The organism is Pseudolysinimonas sp., from assembly GCF_044239695.1.
In the GTDB taxonomy this organism is placed as follows: domain Bacteria; phylum Actinomycetota; class Actinomycetes; order Actinomycetales; family Microbacteriaceae; genus Pseudolysinimonas_A.
Genome location: NZ_JBIIAW010000065.1, coordinates 1 through 18,055, shown reverse-complemented (window position 1 = coordinate 18,055; position 18,055 = coordinate 1). Strand labels below are relative to the sequence as shown.

Here is an 18,055-nt window from a genome sequence, read left to right as displayed (position 1 = left end):
GGCGGCAGCTACCGCTACCCGGTCAACATCCGCTTCATCAAGTAAGCGCGTCGCGCACGGAAGCCGGGCCCTCGGGTCCGGCTTCCTTGCTTTAATGGCGCACATGAGCGCACCCGGCCCCTACTCGCAGCCCGCTCCGCCGCTGAGTCCCGCCGATGAGAAGACCTGGTCGGTGCTCGTGCACATCGGCGGCATCTTCTTCGGCTGGGTCGCCCCGCTCGTCGGCTACCTGCTGCTGAAGGATCGCGGCCCGTTCGTGCGCCACCACGCGGTGGCCGCCCTCAACTTCCAACTCACGCTGGCGATCGCCCAGGTGGTGGGGGTCGTGACGAGCGTGGTCGGGGTCGGACTCGTGATCCTCGTCGCGGCGTGGGCACTGAGTGTCGTGTTCGGCATCCTCGCCGCGCGGGCGACGAACGAGGGCGCGTACTACCGCTACCCGTTCGCGATCGACTTCGTGCGGTAGGGCGCCGGGGGTCAGTCCGCGAGGAGCCGTCGCACGACGGCATCCGCCAGCAGCCGCCCCGACCGGGTCAGCACGACGCGGCCCTTCAGCGCCGCGGCGCCCTCGACGAGCCCGTCGGCGATGAGTCCCGCGACGGCGGTGCGTCCGGCGGCGTCGAGCAGGGATGTCGGCAGTCCGTCGCTCACCCGCGACCGCAGCAGCACGGCCTCGACGCGACGGGTCTCGGGGTCGAGCGTCTCGCGTCCCGCCGCGGGGGATTCGTTCGCCGCGAGCCGCGACGCGTAGGCGGCGGGGTGCTTCACGTTCCACCAGCGCACGCCGCCGACGTGGCTGTGCGCGCCGGGTCCGATCCCCCACCAGTCCTGGCCGGTCCAGTAGGCGAGGTTGTGCCGACTGCGGTTCTCGGCAGAACGGGCCCAGTTGCTGACCTCGTACCAGCCGAACCCGGCGGCGGCGAGCGAGGCGTCGGCGAGGTCGTACATGTCGGCCTGCAGGTCGTCGTCGGGCGGCGCCACCTCGCCGCGGGAGATCTGCCGGGCGAGCTTGGTGCCGTCCTCGACGATGAGGGCGTAGGCGCTGAGGTGGTCGGGGTTCTGCGCGAGCGCGAGGTCGAGGGAGGCCGCCCAGTCACCCAGCGACTCCCCGGGCGTGCCGTAGATGAGGTCGAGACTGACCTGCAGCCCGGCATCCCGCGCCCACTGCACGACGAGCGGGACGCGCGCCGGATCGTGGGTGCGCTCGAGGGTCGCGAGCACGTGCGGCACGGCGGACTGCATCCCGAAGCTGACGCGGGTGAAGCCGGCGCGCTTCACGGCGAGCAACGACGCGGCGTCGACCGAGTCGGGGTTCGCCTCGGTCGTGACCTCGGCCCCCGGAGCGAGCCCCCAGGCGTCCTTCACCGCGGCGAGCATCGCGGCGAGATCCGCGACCGGCAGCAGTGTCGGGGTCCCGCCGCCGAAGAACACCGTCTGCGCCGCCCGGGTCGGCAGGTCGGCTCGGCGCAGCACGTCGGCGGCGAGCGCGACCTCGGCGATCGCCTGCCCCGCGTAGTCCGACTGCTTCACGCCGCGGATCTCGGCCGCCGTGTAGGTGTTGAAGTCGCAGTACCCGCAGCGCACGCGGCAGAACGGCACGTGAACGTACACGCCGAAGTCGCGCTCGCCGGCGCCGTCGGCGACGCTCGACGGCAGCAGTCCGTCGGCGGGGGCCGGGTCGGCGATCGGGAGCGCGGAGGGCACGGTCGGCTCAGCCGAGCGGACGGGTGAGCGCGTGTTCGTACCGCGACAGGAAGATCGCCTGCACGAGACGCAGCAGCGGGGAGACCGCCCACAGCGCGGGGTGCCCCGGCCGGGAGAGGACGCGGATGGTCAGCCACACCGAGTCGTCGTCGCGGCGTTCGACGATGAAGGCCTCCTCGCCGCTCTCGGGATGCCCGGGCAGGGTGCCGTAGGCGAAGCCCCGGCGGGTCGGCTCGTCGACCAGGTAGACGATCCGCACCGGGATGCGCAGGCTCAGCCGTCCCCAGCCGAGCAGCAGCACGGCGGTGTCGCCGGGTCGCACGAGCTGGGCACCGGTGTCGGCGTAGACCTGTTCGCCGGAGGTGGTGGACGCGGGGTGCACGGGCTGCCCGTCATCGTCGAACGTCACCGGCGTATAGGTGTTCTCCATCACCTCGGCGGGCGCGTCGACGCGCGTCACCCGCAGCCCCGAACGGCGCTGGATGCCGAGGCTCAGCGTCTCAGTCCAGGCGTGATGCCAGCGCTCCTCACCGTGCCCGAGACGCACCTTGCGTTCGATCGCCCGGTACCCCTTCGGCGGGTAGCGCAGGAACTCGTCGTCGTGGGTCGCGCCGATCGCCGCGTAGGTCACGGCACGTTGCCAGATCGGCAGGTGCGCATTCACTTCGGGCGCGGACATCCTTCCATTCTCCCCGATCCGGGGCGCGGGCGCGCTCGCGCGAGTGGAGGCTAGGCCGGAGGCACCGTGAAGCCGGCGAACTCGATCTCGCGACGCACGACGAATCCCATCCGCCGGTAGAGCCGGATCGCGTTCTCGTTGAACCCGGCCACGTGCAGCATCGGCGTCTCGCCGCGCGCGCGGATGCCGGCACCGATCGTCGACATCACCCGTTGCGCGAGCCCCTGCCCGCGCACGTCAGGATCGGTGCAGACGGCGCTGATCTCGGTGAATCCCGGCGGGTGCAGCCGCTCCCCCGCCATCGCGACCAGGCGACCGTCGAGGCGGATGCCGACGTACCGCCCGACTTCGTGGGTGCGCGGCTGGAACGGGCCGGGCTTGGTGCGCTCGACGAGGTCGAGCATGTCGGCGGCGTCCTCGGGTCCCAGATCCACCGTGCCGGGGTCGGCCTCCGGAGCCCAGGTCTCGGCGAGCATCTGGAAGCCGGTCCCGTGGAACGGCACGGACAGCCCGTTGGGCAGCGGCAGCGGCGACCCCGCGATCACCCCGGTGCCCCCGGGTCCGACGAGCCGCAGCAGGTCACGCCAGGCCTCGTCGCCGTCGGTCGCGCTGCCGACGAACGGCGAGACCTCGGGATCGAACCCGATCGCGGTTCCCTCCCGTCGGGAGAGATGCGCGAGCGGTCCGGTGAGGGAATGCCAGACCGGATTGTCGAGGACGTGCTCGGTCACCGGGTCAGCTCCAGGTGACGACCGGCAGGCCGTCGCCGCCCTGCGCCTGACCGGCGCGGCTCTTCGGCGAGGTGCTCGCCGGGGCGACCGGGGAGGACGCGGGGGCGGACATGCTCATACCGCCAGGCTAACCGCCTCGACGACCTCCACCCGGAGCGCCCGCTCCCGCAGCAGTCCGCGTTCGACGAGCCGCGTCTGCACCGACCGGAACTGTTCCTCGAGACGTGGTGACAGATCGGCCGACGCGAGGATCCGCGCTCGGGCCGGCACGTCGACGGCGGCCCGCCGGGTCGTCGGGAGCCCCAAGCGGGCGCGCGCAGCGACCACCCGGTCGAAGTGCCCCAGTTGATCGCGGCGGGACGCCGGGTCGAGCGCGGCGAAGAGGTCGAGGTCGGCGACCGCTTGGGCTGCGGCGAAGCGCAACTCCGGCGCCCGCGCCGAGTAGACGCGCACGAACTCGATCACGCCGTCGGCGCCGACCGCGACCGCGTCGGGGGCCGAGGCGAAGAACGGTTCGCCGCCGGGGATCGGCGGGGGCATCAGCGCGTGACGGATCTCCGCGACCTCGGGAGTGGCTTCGAGCGGTGCCGCGAGCACCGGCGCGTACTCCTGGGTGACGATCCCGAGGCCGGTGAGCGCGGCGATGCCGAAGGCGGCGCGGGAGGCGGCGAGCCCGCGAGCGACCTCGCCGAACGCCACCGCACGCCGCACCCGTTCGGCCGCCGCCCGGGTCGGATGCCAGGCATCGTCGAGCCAGCCGCCCGCGACGCGGGTGAACGGGCGACGTGCGGCGATGCGGAACCGGTGGGGTGACCAGGCGAGGTCGATCAGGCCCACCGTCCCCGTCACGACGCGCGCGCGATGCATCGCGGCCGACGCATCCGACCAGAGGTGGAGGTCGAGCGCCGGGCCCGCGGCGCGCACCCACTGCGTCAACCCGCCGAACGGACCGTCATCGCCGAACTGCGACACGAACCCGTCCGCGGGGGCACGCAGCCACGCGCGAACGTGGCGGTCGGCAGCGGTCATCTCTTCAGCATGCGTGGCCGATCGGCCGGCAGAGGGCGCCGGAGGCCAGAAGTTACTACCGGGAAACGGTCACGAAACGCCGACGAAACAGGACGGGCCCACTCTGGGTCTCGTCACTTGGTGTTCCTGGAGCCTCGACCTCACGTCGAGCCATGACCGGAAGACGGGAAGTGCGCAGCCCTCTCGTGGGCTGCCCTCATCCGCCTGGTCGAAAAGGACAGACGTACCGTGGCATTCAGCGTTCCGGCGATCGACATCTCGCCCTATCTCACCCCCTCCACCTCCTCGGCCGACGACGCGGCCCGCGCCGCCGTCGCCCGCGATTTCGATCGCGCCTGCCGTGAGGTGGGCTTCATCCAGATCCACGGGCACGGCGTCCCCGACGAGGTCATCGCCGGGCTCGCGTCGGCATCCGATGCCTTCTTCCTCGGCCTCGACGCCGAGCAGAAGCTCGCCTACCGCACCCCGCCCGGCGTCAACCGGGGCTACTCGCCGCCGAAGTCGGAGGCCACGAGCCTGAGTCTCGGCGTCGAGCCGGCCAACAAGATGAACGACTTCTTCGAGGCCTTCAACGTCGGTCTGACCGTCGACGACTACCCGGGGGCCGACCTGCTCGAGGAGCAGTACCAGGCGAACGTCTGGCCTGACCTCCCCGACTTCCCCGAGCAGGTGACGACGTATCTGGCCGAAGCCCGCCGCGTCGCCGAGGTGCTCGTCGAGATCAGCGCGGACGCCCTCGGGCTGTCCGATGAACTCGTCGCCTCGCTCTTCGACCGCGCCACCGGCACTCTACGCATGAACAACTACGCGCTCACGCCGGGCATGCAGGTGCAACTCGACGGCGAACTGCGCGGCATGGGCGAGCACACCGACTTCGGCGTGATCACCGTGCTCTGGGCCGATCGGGTGCGCGGGCTCCAGGTGCTCGGCACCGACGGCGGCTGGTACGACGTCTCGCCCGACGAGGGGGCGCTGCTGGTGAACCTCGGCGACGTGATGACCCGCTGGACGAACGAGCACTGGATGTCGACCCTCCACCGCGTCAAGCCCCCGGTGATCGACGGCACCATCGAACGCCGACGCAGCGTCGCCTACTTCCACGGCAGCAACTGGGACACCGTGATCGAGCCGCTACCGCAGCTGCTGGCCGACGGGGAGGAACCGCTCTACGCTCCGGTGTCGGCGACCGAGCACATCCGCGCGAAACTCGCGGGCACCCGCGCCGGCGTGCTCAACCCGAACGCCGAGCGCGAGGGCGCCCGGGTGGCGGCGTCGCGATGAGCACGACCCTCACCTCGGCCGCCGCGGTCGCGCGCGGAGCCGGACCCGCCGTGCAGATCGACGCGGTGAGCAAGCGCTACGGCTCCGGGCCGCGTGCGGTGCAGGCGATCGACTCAGTGGACCTCGAACTGCGACCCGGTACGACGACGGCGCTCGTCGGCCCTTCGGGATGCGGCAAGTCGACGCTGCTGCGGATCATCGCCGGGCTCGACACCGCCACGACCGGCGAGGTGAGCATCGACGGCGCCGCCCCCGACGCGACCCGAGCGCGTGGCGACATCGCCGTCGCGTTCCAGGATGCGTCGCTGCTGCCCTGGCGCACGGTGGAGTCGAATCTCGCGCTCGCCCTGAAGCTCACCGGTCGGCCGCACGACCCCGAGCGGATCGCGGCCCTGCTCGCCCTCGTCGGGCTCGCGGGCTTCGAACGCGCCCGTCCGGCGCAGCTCTCGGGCGGGATGCGCCAGCGCGCCGCGATCGCGCGGTGCCTCGTCACTCGCCCGCGGCTGCTGCTGCTCGACGAGCCGTTCGGGGCGGTCGACGAACTCACCCGGCGCCGGCTCAACCTCGAGCTGCCGCCGGTCTGGCAGGACCAGCCGACGACCACCCTGCTCGTGACGCACTCGATCACCGAGGCCGTGCTGCTGAGCGACGAGATCGTCGTGATGAGTCCCCGCCCGGCCCGGGTGGTCGCGCGCATCCCGGTCGACATCGAGAAGCCGCGGCGTCCCGAGCACCTCACGAGTCCGGCCTTCGTCGACCTCGTGCGCCGGGTCGAGCACGAACTCGGCGTCGACGCCCCCGCCCCCCGGTCCTGATCCCCTCCCTCGCACCGCACCGCTCCACCAACCCACCACGAAAGGCACAGCCATGAAACTCTCCCCCCGCACGATCTCCCCCGGCCGACGTCGAGGCGCCGTCGCGCTGCTGGCCGCATCCAGCGCCCTCGCCCTGCTCGCGGGCTGCGCGGCAGAACCGGCCGAGACCGGCGACGGCGAACTCGAGACCGTTCGCTTCGCCCTCAACTGGGTGCCCGACGTCGAGTGGGCGGCCCTCTACATCGCCGACAGCGAGGGCTACTTCGCCGACGCCGGCATCGAGGCCGAGTTCGTGCACGGCGGGCCGAACACGCCCGGTGTCGCGCAGGTTCTCGCGGCAGGACAGGCCGACATCGGCCTCGCCTCGGACGAGCTGCAGCTCGTGCAGGCGAACGCCGAAGGCGCCGACTACGTCGTGATCGGGGCGATGTACTACGCATCGCCGTCGGCGTACACCTGGATGTCGTCGACCGAGATCACCGGCCCCGAAGATCTCGTCGGCAAGCGCATCGGCGGCATCCAGGGCGACCAGATCCGCATCGACGCCATCTTCGGCATCAACGGCCTCCCGGTCGACTACACCTTCGTGCCGATGGGCTACGACCCGCAGCCGCTCGTCGCGGGCGAGGTCGACGTCATCACCTCGTACATCTCCAACCAGCCCATCCAGTTGCGGCAGGCCGGCGAGGACGTGACCTCGCAGACCTTCACCGAGTTCGGCCTCTCGGCCTACGGCGACGTGATCTTCGCCTCGCGGGCCTACCTCGAGGAGAACCCCGACACCGTCGCTGCGGCGCTGTCGGCGCTCATCAAGGGCGCGCAGAAGAACATCGACGACCCGGCCCTCGGGGTGTCGCTGACGGTCGACGAGTACGCACTCGACAGCGGGCTGGATGCCGACTTCGCCACCGAGGCGAACGCGGCCTACATCGCGCTCATCGAGAACGACTTCACCGACAGCGTCGGCATCCTCAGCGTCGACCCGGAGTACATGGAGAACAACGTCTTCGTGAGCTACGAGGCCGCCGGCGAGACGGGGCTGCCCCCGGTGTCGGAGTTCGTCGACACGTCGTACATGATCGCCGCGCACAAGCTGCTCGCCGGATGAGGATCACCCGGGTCGCGCCCGTCTCGCTCGGCTACCGCAAAGCGGATCCGCCGATGATGCGCAGCTTCGCTCTCGTGCGCATCGAGACCGACACCGGTCTCGTGGGATGGGGAGAGGCGAGCACCAACTGGGGTCACAGCTACCCCTCGGTGTTCGCGGCAGCGATCCGGGATGTCTGCGCGCCGGTTCTGGTCGGCCGGGAGCCCCGCGAGGTGCGCTCCCGGCTGGCCGACCTGCGCACCCGCATGGACGGCTACCTCGGCTGGGACGGGCTCACGTCGCAGACGATCGCCGCCGTCGAGCTCGCGCTGTGGGACATCCTCGGCCGTTCGCTCGACGCTCCCGTCTGGCAGCTGCTCGGCGGCTCGCCCGACGCGATGCCGCTGTACGGCACCGGCACGACGATGTTCGACGAGAGCGCCGCTTGGCACGCCGCCTACTTCGACGCGGCCGTCGCCGCCGGGATCGGCACGGTGAAGGTGCGGCTCGGCCGGGAGCTCGAGGCGGATGTCGACGTCGTGCGGACCGTGCGCGACCGGGTCGGACCCGACGTGCGGATCGGCGTCGACTCCTACTGGTTCCACGACGCCCGCACGGCCCTCACCCTCGCCGAACGAGTCGCACCGCTCGGGGTGACGTTCTTCGAGGAGCCGCTGCCGCAGTACGACACCGCTGCGCTCACCTGGCTGGCCGAGCGCAGCCCGATCCCGATCGCGGTCGGCGAGCGCGTCTACTCGCCGCGACAGTTCGCGGCGCTCGCCCGCACCGGCGGCTCGTGGATCTTCCAGCCCGACGCCTCGATCTGCGGCGGCGTGCTGGCAAGCCTCGAGGTCGCGCGGATCGCGGCGGATGCCGGCATCCCGGTGTATCCGCACGTCGGCGGCCCGACGGCCGTCGGGCTCGCCGCGAACCTGCACTGGGCCGCCGCGGCGGGGGTGCCGCTCGTCGAGTACGACCTCGATCCGTACCAGCCCCTCGTCGACGACCTCGCTCCCGACCTGGGCTTCTCCGCGATCCGGGAGGGGCGACTCGGCCCGCCGACGGGTCCCGGCCTCGGCGTCGAGCTGCCCGACGACCTCGAGTCGCGGTATCCCTACCTTCCGGGCGAGACCTACACCGACGTCTTCCCCGATCACGAGCGCGGCACGGTCGGAGCGGCCCGATGACCGGGGTGCTCACGCCGGTGCGCCGGCTCCTGCCGAGTCGTGAGACCGCGCGGCCGGCGGCCGCCCGCCTCCCGGCGCGTGCGCGCACGATCGCCGTGCACGCCCTCGGCGTCGTGATCCTGCTCGCCGCCTGGGAGGCCGCGGCGCGCCTCGGGCTCGCGAACGGCTTCGTGATCGGACCCGGCGATGCCGTCGCCGCCGTGCTCGATCCGGCGACCCTCGCGCGCTCGATGCGCGCGGCATCCGTCACCTTCGGCGCCGCCGCCACCGGGTTGCTGATCGGCGGGCTCCTCGCCGCGGTGTCGGCGCTCGTCGCCCACCAGGTGCGCCCGCTGCGCCGCGTCGTCGACCAGATCGCCGCGCTCGCCAACTCCGCCCCGTGGGTCGCGATCGGGCCGGTCGTGCTCGTCGTCGCCGGCCGCGACTCCGGACCGGTCGCGATCGCCGCCCTCGCGGTCTACTTCCCGATCTTCGTCGCGGTCTCGGTGGGTCTCGCGTCGAGCGAAGGCGCACTGCGCGAGCTGTTCGTCTCGACCGGGGCATCGAGAACGTCCACCGCCGCCCTCCTCACCATCCCCCGCGCCCTGCCGTCGATCGTCGAGGGGCTCAAGATCGCCGCCCCCGCCGCGATCGCCGGCACGATCTACGGCGAGTGGTACGGCTCGACCTCGGGTCTGGGCATCCTGCTCATCTCGGGGATGCAGGCCGGCAACGTGACGCTCCTGTGGTCGGCATCGATCCTCGCCGCCGCCGGCGGCCTCCTGTCGTACGGCGTCGCGGGCGCCGCCCACGCGCTGCTCCGTCGCCGGTACGGGGCCTCGATCGGCCTGCCCCCGGCACCGGCCGAGTCGTGGCGGCGCCGCGCCACCCGCACGACCATCGAGGTCGTCGTGCTCACGTTGCTGCTGGTGGGGATCTGGCAGACCTGGATCACGGTCGCCGGGATCTCCCCGCTCGTCGCCCCGCAGCCGACCGCCGTGCTCGGCGACCTCGTCGCGCGGCCACTGGACTACCTCGCCCTCGTCGGCCAGACCTGCACGACCGCCGCGCTCGCCCTCCTGCTGGGCTCGGCGGTCGGGATGAGCCTCGCGGCGCTCGCGCGTGTCTCGTCGTTCGCGCAGGGCATCGTCGTGCCCGGCATGGTGCTGCTGACCGCGACACCGCTGATCGCGATGTTCCCGTTGCTCGCGCGCCTGCTCGGCTACGGCGGCGGCACCGTCGTCGTGATCGCGTCGGTGCTCGTCGTGCTGCCGATCTTCGTCTACACGCGTTCCGGACTCGAAGCCGCGTCGACCGCCCACCTCGACCTCGCCCGGTCGTGGGGCTCGGGCCGCGCCGACATCCTGCGGTGGGTCGTGCTGCCGAGCGCGCTGCCGCACATCTCGACCGGCATCCGCATCGCCGCCAGTTCGGCGATCATCGCCACCGTCGTCGGCGAATCCCTGATCGGCACCACCGGACTCGGCGTCGACTTCACCTACCAGTACCGGCTGTTCAACATGGCGCCGGCGTTCGGCTCCGCGGTTCTGATCGTCGTGCTGTCGCTGCTCGTCTTCACCGTGTTCGGCAGCATCGACCGCCTCGTCCACCGCCGTTGGGGCCAACCCCGATCCGAAGGAGCATCCTCGTGACCGTCGAACAGAACATCGCGGTCGTGCGCGAATACCACGAGCGGATGTGGATGCGCGACGACCTCACCGCCCTCGACGACTGCTGGAACCCGGCGGCCGCCGTCGAGGTCAGCGGGTTCGCCGACTCGACGATCGAAGCGATCCGGGATGACGTGACGCGCTACCGCGGTGCGTTCACCGACGTGCGGGCGAGCATCCTCGACCTGATCGGGCAGGACGACAAGGTCGTGCTGCACTGGGAGACCACCGGCCGCCACGTCGGCCCCTACGGCTCCGTCGCCGCGACGGGCAAGGACATCACGATGACGGGGGTCGACATCTTCCGCGTCGCCGACGGTCGCATCGTGGCCTGCCAGTCGCTCTGGGACGGGTTGAGCGTCTACGAGCAGATGGGCGTGCTCAGCTACCCCGAATAGCCGGCTCGGCCTCGTCGCCGCGGTACTGCTCGACCTCGATCACGACGGAGTCCCATCGCTCGATGCGGGTGCCCGGCGGCGGGGATTGGGACGTGATGTAGAAGAGCCCCGGCCACGCCAGGGCGCTGATCGGCGGGCCGTCGGGATCGGGGTTGGCGAGAGTCACGCCCGCCTCCGAAGCGAGGTCGCGCCCGACGTGGAACGGCAGGCCGACGACATCCGGCACCGTCACCATCTCGCGCGTCATGCCTCCAGCATGCGCCTTGGTCCCCCGTGGCGTCCCCAACTCTCGGAAATCCGGGGGTTGATCGCGCATACGTCGATGAGGCATCGGAATCCCGAGAGTTGAGTACACCCTCCGTGACGCGATCGAGCGCTCGCTCGTGTCCTTCTTCGCGGTAAGCGCGCCTCATCTCGCGCCCGGATAGGGTGCGGTCGTGGACAATCCGAACGTCGAGATCATGCTGTGGCGTGAAGACGCCATCGTCTTGTGGGACTGGATCAGCAAGGTCGACATGGAGCGTCTCCCCGCCGATGACCCCGCGGTCAAGCAGGCGCTGACTGACCTGCTGACACGCCTCGAACAGTCCGTCCCCGGTGAGCTGTCGGAGGACCGAGTCGAGCGCGCCCGTCGCGAGGTGGCGAAAGACATGGGCTGGTGAACCCAACCCGCGTCGGAGCCGCTACTTCTTGTCCTTCTTCTCGACATCCCCCGAGAGCGCGGCGATGAACGCCTCCTGGGGGACCTCGACGCGGCCGACCATCTTCATGCGCTTCTTGCCCTCCTTCTGCTTCTCGAGCAGCTTGCGCTTGCGGGTGATGTCGCCGCCGTAGCACTTGGCGAGCACGTCTTTGCGCATCGCGCGGATCGACTCGCGCGCGATGATGCGGGCGCCGATCGCGGCCTGGATCGGCACCTCGAACTGTTGGCGCGGGATGAGTTCGCGCAGACGTCCGGTCATCAGCACGCCGTACGCGTAGGCCTTGTCCTTGTGCACGATCGCGCTGAAGGCATCCACCTGCTCGCCCTGGAGCAGGATGTCGACCTTCACGAGGTCGGCCTCCTGCTCGCCGGCGGGCTCGTAATCGAGCGACGCATAGCCCTGCGTGCGGGACTTCAGCTGGTCGAAGAAGTCGAACACGATCTCGCCGAGCGGCATCGTGTAGTGCAGTTCGACGCGGTCGGTGCCGATGTAGTCCATGCCGCCGAGGGTGCCGCGGCGACCCTGGCACAGTTCCATGATCGTGCCGACGTAATCCTTCGGCGCGAGGATCGACGCCTTGACGATCGGCTCCTTCACGCTCGAGATCTTGCCGTCGGGGTACTCCGACGGGTTGGTGACGGTGACGGTCTTCTTGTCTTCCGTCGTGACCTCGTAGATCACGCTCGGCGCGGTCGTGATGAGGTCCAGCCCGAACTCCCGCTCGAGGCGCTCGGTGACGATCTCGAGGTGCAGCAGTCCGAGGAAGCCGCAGCGGAAGCCGAAGCCGAGCGCGACCGAGGTCTCCGGCTCGTAGTTGAGGGCGGCATCCGACAGCTTCAGCTTGTCGAGGGCTTCGCGCAGGTCGGGGTAGTCGCTGCCGTCGATCGGGTAGATGCCCGAGAAGACCATCGGCAGCGGCTCGGTGTAGCCCGGCAGCGCCTGCGTGGCCGGCTTCGAGGCGGTCGTGACGGTGTCGCCGACCTTCGACTGGCGCACGTCCTTCACACCGGTGATCAGGTAGCCGACCTCGCCGACGCCGAGACCGTTCGACGGGGTGGGCTCCGGTGACGAGACGCCGATCTCGAGGATCTCGTGCACCGCGCGGGTCGACATCATCTGGATGCGCTCCCGCGGCTTGAGCGAGCCGTCGACCATGCGCACATAGGTGACGACCCCGCGGTAGGAGTCGTAGACGGAGTCGAAGATCGCCGCGCGCGCAGGCGCGTTCGGGTCGCCGACGGGGGCCGGCACGCGCTGCACGACGCGGTCGAGCAGTGCCTCGACGCCCATGCCGGTCTTGCCGCTGACGCGCATGACCTCGTTCGGGTCGCCGCCGATCAGCCCGGCGATCTCGGCGGCGTACTTCTCGGGGTCGGCGGCCGGCAGGTCGATCTTGTTGAGCACCGGGATGATCTCGAGGTCGTTGTCGAGCGCGAGGTAGAGGTTGGCGAGGGTCTGCGCCTCGATCCCCTGAGCGGCGTCGACGAGCAGGATCGCGCCCTCGCACGCGGCGAGCGAGCGCGACACCTCATAGGTGAAGTCGACGTGCCCGGGGGTGTCGATCATGTTCAGGGCGTAGGTGGTGCCGTCGACGGCCCACGGCATCCGCACGGCCTGGCTCTTGATCGTGATGCCGCGCTCGCGCTCGATGTCCATGCGGTCGAGGTACTGCGCGCGCATGTCGCGGTCGGACACGATGCCGGTGATGCCGAGCATCCGGTCGGCGAGCGTCGACTTGCCGTGGTCGATGTGCGCGATGATGCAGAAGTTCCGGATGCGCGACGGGTCGGTCGCGGCCGGAGGCAGGGGCGTGCTGGCGCGGGGCATTTGGTGTCGATTCTCGCAGACCCGGGCGGGAGCGCTGTGCGAGCATCGAAGGATGCCGATCCCCGACTTCGTCCGAGACCTGCGCGCGAAGGTCGGCACGACGCCGCTCTGGTTGTCGGGGGCGTCGGCCGTCGTTCTCGACGGTGCCCGCATCCTGCTCATCCGCCGCTCCGACGACGGGCAGTGGACGCCGATCACCGGCATCATCGACCCGGGCGAGGAGCCGGCGGTGACGCTCGTGCGCGAAGCGCTCGAAGAAGCGAACGTCGACATCGAGGTGGAGCGGCTGACGTCCACCTGGGTCACCCGCCAGGTCGTGTACGACAACGGTGACCAGGCGCAGTATCTCGATCTGACCTTCCGCTGCCGCTACGTCGGTGGGGATCCCCGCCCGGTCGACGGCGAAGCCAGCGAGGTCGCCTGGTTCCCGCTCGACGGGATGCCGACGATGAGCCCCGAGATGACCGCGCGAGTGCGCTACGCGATCGGCAACGAGGGGCCCGCGTACTTCGCACGCGGACCCCTTGGTTGGTGAGTTCGACGGCTCAGAACCCGACGAAGCCGGAGAAGCCCGAGAAGTCGGTGAATCCGGTGAACACCCAGGCGCCGAGCACCCAGGGCGCGAACAACACGAATCCGGTGATCGCGAGCACGATCCAGCCGAACAGCGAGATCAGACCGACGACGATCGCCCAGTTGGCGGTGGTCACGGCGGCCGGCTCCTTGGCGCGCCCGAAGAAGCCGAGGATGACGCCGGCGACCGCGAGCGGACCCATCCCGAGCGGGATGGAGAGGATCGAGAGCACGAGGCCGAGCACGCTGTAGGTGTTGCTCGTCGAGGCAGTGGCGGGGGTGGCCGTCTCCACGGCCGGAGGAAGGGTTTCGGTGGTCATGGCTCCAGGCTAGAAATCCGGATGTCGGCGCACAGTGGGGCGAACCCCCGGATCGGGGCGGTGGGCGGCCGCGGTCGGATTGCCGCGGATGCCGCGATCCGGTAACGTAGCCCCTTGGTTTCCGTGTGGTCTGTTCCTCCCACACGATTCATCCGGAAGCGCCCCTCTACCGCTCCGGGTAGACAACCTTCCGAACGAAACGAAAGACATATCGTCATGGCCAATATCAAGTCGCAGATCAAGCGCATCGGCACCAACAAGAAGGCGCAGGAGCGCAACAAGGCCGTCAAGAGCCAGCTCAAGACCGCCGTGCGCGCCACGCGCGAGGCCGTCGCGGCCGGTGACTCGGCGCTCGCGCAGGCCGCGCTCGTCGTCGCCACCAAGCGACTCGACAAGGCGACCAGCAAGGGCGTCATCCACGCCAACCAGGCCGCCAACCGCAAGTCGGCGCTCGCCAAGGCCGTCGCCGGCCTGCCGGCCGGCTCGGTGCCGAAGGCCGCTCCGGTGAAGGAGAAGGCCCCGGCTGCCGCGAAGAAGCCCGCCGCCAAGGCTCCGGCCAAGGCTGCCGCCGCCAAGTAAGACCCTCACGAAGGCCCTCGTCTGCGGACGGGGGCCTTCGTCGTTCCCGGGCCTCGTGGTGTCCAGACTTCAGCGCAGGGAGCGGTCGCTGAGCTTCTCGATCATGACCTCGAGCGCGTAGACGGGATCGCGGCCGCCGCCCTTCACCTGGGCATCGGTCTCGGCGAGCACCCGGATCGCGCGGCCGAGGCCGGCATCCGTCCAGCCCTGCAGATCGCGCTTGGCGCGGTCGACCTGCCACGGGGCGAGCCCGAACCGCTGGGCGAGGTCGTTCGACGATCCGCGTTGCCCGGCGAGCTTCGCCATCGTGCGGATCTTGCTCGCGAACGCGGCGACCATCGGCACGGGGTCGGCTCCCGAGGCGAGGGCATGACGGAGCAGCCCGAGCGCCTCGCCGTGGTGCCCGGCGATCGCGGCATCGGCGACGGCGAACGCCGTCGTCTCGACGCGGCCGCCGTAGTACTTCGCGACGGTCTCCTCGGTGACGTCGTCGTGGGTGTCGGCGAGCAACTGCTGGCAGGCCGACGCGAGTTCGGCGAGGTCGTCGGAGAAGGCGCTGACGAGGGCGCGCAGCCCGCCCCCGGTGATCTTGCGATTCGCGGCGCGGAACTCGGCGGAGACGAAGTCCTGCTTGTCGCTATCGCGTTTGAGTTCGGCGCAGACCACCTCGATGCCACCCCCGGTGCCTGCCCGGATCGCGTCGAGCAGCTTCTTGCCCCGTGTTCCGCTCGGGTAGCGCAGCACGAGGTACGTCTCGTCGGCCGGCGCGTTCAGGTAGGCGAGGGTCTCGTCGAGGAAGGCATCCGTCATCTTGTCGACGTTGGCCACGCGGATGAGGCGCGGCTCGGCGAACAGGCTCGGGCTCGCCAGCGTGAGCAGTTGGCCGGGGGCGTACCCGCCGGCGTCGATGTCGGAGACCTCGAGGCTCGGGTCCTCCGCCCGCAGGATGTCGCGCAGCAGCCGGATCGCCCGGTCGGCGAGCACCGTCTCGGTGCCGCTGACGAGCACGATCGGCGCGGGGCGCACCTGGTCCCACGGAAGTTGCGGGATCGACGCGCGGGAGGGGGCCGGGCGACCGCGGGAGGTGGATGCCATCGGCTTCAGGTTACCGGGAGGTCCAGACCTCGACGCCTCCGTCGTCGCCCGGCGCCACCAGGATCAGCCCGTGCTGGTCGGTGCGCAGCGGCGTCGTGCCGGTCGAGGCGAGGATGCCGAGAAGTGCGTCGGTCGGGTGCCCGTAGTCGTTGTCGGAGCCGACGCCGATCAACCCGACCGTGGCATCCAGTTGCTCGTAGAGCCGCGCCGACTGGTCGGCCGAGCCGTGATGGGAGACCTTGACGACATCCACGCGCCCGGGGGCCGTCGCACCGGCCATCCGCGCCTGGGACTCCTCGCCGAGATCACCCAGCATGACGGAGGTCAGGCACGGGTCGCTCCCGCACGTCCACCGCAGGGTGACGCTCGCCGGGTTGCCGGGCGTGACGCCGCGTGCGGGCGGCCAGAGCACCTCCCAGCGCAGGTCGTCGAGCACGCCGCGGTCGCCCCGGTCGACGTGCTGCACGACCGCCCCGGCGGCGGCGAACGCGGCGAGCAGCCGCTCGTCGGACTCCTCCCCCGGAGGCCCCGTCAGCACGCGATCCGCCCGCCCGAGCACCGCCTCCGCGCCGCCGACGTGGTCGAGGTCGAAGTGGGTGAGCACGACGAGGTCGAGCCGCCCGATGCCGAGGTCGTCGAGGCACGCCCGCAGGAGCGCCGGTTCCGCGCCGAGGTCGACGAGGGCGATCGCGTTGCCGCTGCGCACGAGCGTCGCGTCGCCCTGCCCGACGTCGCACATCGCGTACTGCCACTCCGGTGGGCGCCCCACCCGGGTGGCGACCACGCCCCCGATCGACGCGGCCGCATAAGCCACGACGGTGACGAGGCACAGCCCACGCGCCCAGAGTCGTGATCGCCCCGCCCCGAGCACGGCGACGAGCGCGGCCACCTCGATCGCGGTGAGCAGCAGCACGCCACCCGGTCCCCCGGGCCACACGCCGCGCGCCCCCGGGAGCCCGGCGAACAGCGTCGCGACGGCCGCGATCCACGACGCCGGAAGCCAGCCGAGCCACGCGAGCGCCGCGCCCACGGGCGGCAGGATCGGCCCGACGAGACAGGCGAGCAGGCCGAGCACCGTCGCCAGCGGCGCGGCCGGGGCGGCGATCAGGTTCGCCGGCACCCCGTACAGCGGCAGCGACGCGTCGAGCAGCAGCAGCACGGGCTGGCAGGCGAGCTGTGCGGCGAGAGGGATCGCCAGCACCGTCGCGAGCCCCGCGGGCAGCACCCGCCCGAGTGCGGCCCCGAGCGGCCCCGCGAGCAGCAGCAGTCCGGCCGTCGCCAGGGCGGAGAGCGCGAAGCCGTAAGAGCGAGCCAGCCAGGGGTCGGCGACCAGCAGCAGGATGACGGCCGCGCACAGCACGGGCACCCCGAGCGCCGGACGACCCAGGGCGACGGCCCCGAGGGCCAGACCCGCCATGACGGCGGCGCGCAGCACACTGGGCTCGGGCGTGACGAGCACCACGAATCCGAGCAACGCGACCGCCGCGACCCCGAGCCGCACGGGCAGCGGCGCGCCGAGCAACGCCGCCACGGCGAGGGCAGCCCCGACGACGATCGCGCAGTTGGCCCCTGACACCGCGGTGAGGTGGCTCAGGCTCGACGCCTTCATGGCGGCGTCGAGCGACTCGGGCACGCGGGTGGTGTCGCCGATCGCGAGCCCCGGCAGCAGCCCGCCGCCCGGTTCGGGCAGCCCGGTGGTCGCCGCCAGGAAAGCCGAGCGGATGCCGTGCGCCCACGCCAGCAGCGGAGGGGGCTCCCCCGCGATCTCGACGTCACCCTTCGCGAACACGAGAAACGCGACATCCTCCCCCGGGTCGGTCGGCTCGAGGTCGCCCCGGAAGGCCACCGTCGCCCCGATCGGCGGCGACATCCCGGGGTCGGCGAAGACGAGCACCGGCACCCGGGTGCCGGACAGCACCCCCGCGAAGCGTCCCTCGACGGTGCGCCCGCCGACCACCACCTCGAGCTCGATCGACCGCCCCGACGCGGCGACCCCGACCACCTCGGCCGGAGCTCGGCCCGGCGCCGTCACGGCGATCGATGCGAGCACGAGGGACGCGGCTCCGACGGCGAGTGCCGGCAGGATGAGGACGCGCACCCGCACGGCCGCGATCACGAGCCCACCCGCGGCCAGCGCCGCGACCACGGCGGACGCGAGGGCGGCATCCGGAACTCCGATCGCGACGCCAGCCGCGAGCCAGGCGAGGGCGGCCGCGGGCAGCAGCCGCCACCGCGCCGGGACCGTCACACCGTCACCAGGTCGCGGATCGCATCCAGTTTCGCCTCGCCGATGCCGCCGACATCGAGCAGGTCCTCGACCGACTCGAAACGCCCGTTCTGCTCCCGCCAGGCCAGGATCTTCTGCGCCGTCGCCGGCCCGACGCCCGGCAGCGTGTC

19 protein-coding genes and 1 pseudogene are annotated in these 18,055 nt (G+C 71.4%); 10 read left to right on the top strand and 10 right to left on the bottom strand.

The genetic code is table 11. The features are described 5' to 3' along the window. Window positions 1-103 precede the first annotated feature (103 nt). On the top strand, window positions 104-466 hold the full coding sequence (locus ACILQS_RS10765; RefSeq protein WP_395640124.1) for a DUF4870 domain-containing protein: 363 nt from the start codon (window positions 104-106) through the stop codon (window positions 464-466). 11 nt (window positions 467-477) lie between these two features. Here ACILQS_RS10765 and hemW read toward each other — a convergent pair whose 3' ends face one another. From hemW to ACILQS_RS10745, 4 genes are all read right to left on the bottom strand, one after another. Continuing rightward, a complete protein-coding gene (gene hemW / locus ACILQS_RS10760) occupies window positions 478-1,704 on the bottom strand; it encodes a radical SAM family heme chaperone HemW (protein WP_395640123.1) in 1,227 nt (408 codons plus the stop codon). 7 nt (window positions 1,705-1,711) lie between these two features. Then, window positions 1,712-2,383 (bottom strand): DUF1990 family protein, encoded by a 672-nt coding sequence (locus tag ACILQS_RS10755; protein ID WP_395640122.1) that lies wholly within the window; start codon window positions 2,381-2,383, stop codon window positions 1,712-1,714. Between the two features lie 50 nt (window positions 2,384-2,433). After that, window positions 2,434-3,114: a GNAT family N-acetyltransferase gene (locus tag ACILQS_RS10750; protein ID WP_395640121.1), complete on the bottom strand. Its 681-nt coding sequence runs from the start codon at window positions 3,112-3,114 to the stop codon at window positions 2,434-2,436. A 114-nt stretch (window positions 3,115-3,228) separates the two neighbouring features. After that, complete coding sequence (locus ACILQS_RS10745; RefSeq protein WP_395640120.1) at window positions 3,229-4,143, bottom strand: hypothetical protein; 915 nt, start codon at window positions 4,141-4,143, stop codon at window positions 3,229-3,231. Window positions 4,144-4,371: 228 nt separating this feature from the next. On the opposite strand from ACILQS_RS10745, the gene ACILQS_RS10740 reads away from it, so the two are divergent. From ACILQS_RS10740 to ACILQS_RS10715, 6 genes are read left to right on the top strand one after another with little or no spacing between them, the layout of a single operon-like run. Beyond that, window positions 4,372-5,424 (top strand): isopenicillin N synthase family dioxygenase, encoded by a 1,053-nt coding sequence (locus ACILQS_RS10740; RefSeq protein WP_395640119.1) that lies wholly within the window; start codon window positions 4,372-4,374, stop codon window positions 5,422-5,424. Then, window positions 5,421-6,239 carry an ABC transporter ATP-binding protein gene (locus tag ACILQS_RS10735; protein WP_395640118.1) on the top strand — a complete coding sequence of 273 codons (819 nt, stop codon included), beginning with the start codon at window positions 5,421-5,423 and terminating at the stop codon, window positions 6,237-6,239. The genes ACILQS_RS10740 and ACILQS_RS10735 overlap by 4 nt, the downstream gene beginning before the upstream one ends. A gap of 52 nt (window positions 6,240-6,291) precedes the next feature. Further along, a complete protein-coding gene (locus ACILQS_RS10730; RefSeq protein WP_395640117.1) occupies window positions 6,292-7,347 on the top strand; it encodes an ABC transporter substrate-binding protein in 1,056 nt (351 codons plus the stop codon). Then, on the top strand, window positions 7,344-8,513 hold the full coding sequence (locus ACILQS_RS10725) for a mandelate racemase/muconate lactonizing enzyme family protein (RefSeq protein ID WP_395640116.1): 1,170 nt from the start codon (window positions 7,344-7,346) through the stop codon (window positions 8,511-8,513). The genes ACILQS_RS10730 and ACILQS_RS10725 overlap by 4 nt, the downstream gene beginning before the upstream one ends. After that, complete coding sequence (locus ACILQS_RS10720) at window positions 8,510-10,144, top strand: ABC transporter permease (RefSeq protein WP_395640115.1); 1,635 nt, start codon at window positions 8,510-8,512, stop codon at window positions 10,142-10,144. The genes ACILQS_RS10725 and ACILQS_RS10720 overlap by 4 nt, the downstream gene beginning before the upstream one ends. After that, window positions 10,141-10,560 (top strand): ester cyclase, encoded by a 420-nt coding sequence (locus ACILQS_RS10715; RefSeq protein WP_395640114.1) that lies wholly within the window; start codon window positions 10,141-10,143, stop codon window positions 10,558-10,560. Before ACILQS_RS10720 ends, ACILQS_RS10715 begins: the two co-directional genes overlap by 4 nt. Here the strand turns inward: ACILQS_RS10715 and ACILQS_RS10710 are convergent. Then, a complete protein-coding gene (locus tag ACILQS_RS10710) occupies window positions 10,544-10,807 on the bottom strand; it encodes a PASTA domain-containing protein (protein ID WP_395640113.1) in 264 nt (87 codons plus the stop codon). The two genes, ACILQS_RS10715 and ACILQS_RS10710, sit on opposite strands and share 17 nt — an antisense overlap. Window positions 10,808-10,997: 190 nt before the next feature. Here ACILQS_RS10710 and ACILQS_RS10705 point away from each other — a divergent pair, with 190 nt between their 5' ends. Continuing rightward, complete coding sequence (locus tag ACILQS_RS10705) at window positions 10,998-11,222, top strand: hypothetical protein (RefSeq protein WP_395640112.1); 225 nt, start codon at window positions 10,998-11,000, stop codon at window positions 11,220-11,222. Window positions 11,223-11,243: 21 nt separating this feature from the next. Here ACILQS_RS10705 and lepA read toward each other — a convergent pair whose 3' ends face one another. Further along, window positions 11,244-13,091, bottom strand: coding sequence for a translation elongation factor 4 (gene lepA, locus ACILQS_RS10700; RefSeq protein ID WP_395640111.1), 1,848 nt, complete (start codon window positions 13,089-13,091; stop codon window positions 11,244-11,246). Between the two features lie 52 nt (window positions 13,092-13,143). Here lepA and ACILQS_RS10695 point away from each other — a divergent pair, with 52 nt between their 5' ends. Continuing rightward, window positions 13,144-13,626 carry an NUDIX hydrolase gene (locus ACILQS_RS10695; RefSeq protein ID WP_395640110.1) on the top strand — a complete coding sequence of 161 codons (483 nt, stop codon included), beginning with the start codon at window positions 13,144-13,146 and terminating at the stop codon, window positions 13,624-13,626. 10 nt (window positions 13,627-13,636) lie between these two features. Here ACILQS_RS10695 and ACILQS_RS10690 read toward each other — a convergent pair whose 3' ends face one another. Next, window positions 13,637-13,984 carry a hypothetical protein gene (locus ACILQS_RS10690; protein ID WP_395640109.1) on the bottom strand — a complete coding sequence of 116 codons (348 nt, stop codon included), beginning with the start codon at window positions 13,982-13,984 and terminating at the stop codon, window positions 13,637-13,639. 216 nt (window positions 13,985-14,200) lie between these two features. Here ACILQS_RS10690 and rpsT point away from each other — a divergent pair. Further along, a pseudogene (gene rpsT / locus ACILQS_RS10685) lies at window positions 14,201-14,458 on the top strand (30S ribosomal protein S20); the annotation flags it as partial. 174 nt (window positions 14,459-14,632) lie between these two features. Here the strand turns inward: rpsT and holA are convergent. The 3 genes from holA to ACILQS_RS10670 are packed head-to-tail and all read right to left on the bottom strand — an operon-like array spanning window position 14,633 to window position 18,049. Beyond that, window positions 14,633-15,658, bottom strand: a complete 1,026-nt coding sequence (holA, locus tag ACILQS_RS10680) for a DNA polymerase III subunit delta (RefSeq protein ID WP_395640108.1) — start codon at window positions 15,656-15,658, stop codon at window positions 14,633-14,635. Window positions 15,659-15,668: 10 nt separating this feature from the next. Beyond that, on the bottom strand, window positions 15,669-17,906 hold the full coding sequence (locus ACILQS_RS10675) for a ComEC/Rec2 family competence protein (protein ID WP_395640107.1): 2,238 nt from the start codon (window positions 17,904-17,906) through the stop codon (window positions 15,669-15,671). Next, window positions 17,903-18,049 carry a ComEA family DNA-binding protein gene (locus tag ACILQS_RS10670; RefSeq protein WP_395640125.1) on the bottom strand — a complete coding sequence of 49 codons (147 nt, stop codon included), beginning with the start codon at window positions 18,047-18,049 and terminating at the stop codon, window positions 17,903-17,905. Before ACILQS_RS10670 ends, ACILQS_RS10675 begins: the two co-directional genes overlap by 4 nt. Window positions 18,050-18,055 lie beyond the last annotated feature (6 nt).